We start from the raw sequence: 833 nt of genomic DNA, 5'->3' as shown, positions 1-833 counted from the left end.
CCGCTATCGGTCATCTGGGAGTATTTAGGCTTATCAGGTGGTCCTGACAGATTCACACGGGATTTCTCGGGCCCCGTGCTACTTGGGATACTCTTCACGTCATAACACCATTTCGACTACGGGGCTCGCACCCGCTCTGGCCAGGCGTTCAAACCTGTTCGTCTATGATGCGCTGTAACGTTCACCGGCCGGCAGACCGGAACGAAAAGTCCCACAACCCCGGCCATGCAACCCCTGCCGGGTATCACACATGACTCGGTTTAGCCTCTTCCGCGTTCGCTCGCCACTACTGACGGAATCACTGTTGTTTTCTCTTCCTGTGGGTACTGAGATGTTTCACTTCCCCACGTTCCCTCTACCCGCCCTATATATTCAGGCGGGAGTCACCAGGTCACCACAAGGGGCCTGGCGGGGTTTCCCCATTCGGAAATCCTCGGATCGCAGCTCGTTTATCAGCTCCCCGAGGCTTATCGCAGATTACGACGTCCTTCTTCGGCTCCAGATGCCAAGGCATTCACCGTTTGCTCTTATGAACTTGCTAATCACATGAGTTAAGAAACTACAACTCGAAAAGTTGCAGATCCAATGATTTGCATGACCGCAGCCCGAAAGCCGCGCCATGCGAATCTTGTCGATCCACGACCGAAGCCGTGAATCTAAGATGCTCGCGTCCACTGTGTAGTTCTCAAAATACGGGCGGTATCCCTCTCCCACACACCCAGGCGTGAGAAAAAGATCCGGAGAGTCGACCCCGCCACCCGAAGGCAGCCGGCCCGGTCCCTCAGGACCCAACAGCGTGCATGTACCCGACTCCACCGCCCCGACGCGTTCCC

Annotated in this window: 1 rRNA gene; it reads right to left on the bottom strand. The window is 56.2% G+C overall.

What is annotated here, in order from left to right:
- Positions 1 to 541: ribosomal RNA gene (locus C5C53_RS16715) — 23S ribosomal RNA — on the bottom strand; the annotation flags it as partial.
- Positions 542 to 833 lie beyond the last annotated feature (292 nt).

Source organism: Rathayibacter sp. AY1E3 (assembly GCF_002932235.1).
In the GTDB taxonomy this organism is placed as follows: Bacteria; Actinomycetota; Actinomycetes; order Actinomycetales; family Microbacteriaceae; genus Rathayibacter.
This window is presented reverse-complemented; position numbering and strand designations above follow the sequence as displayed.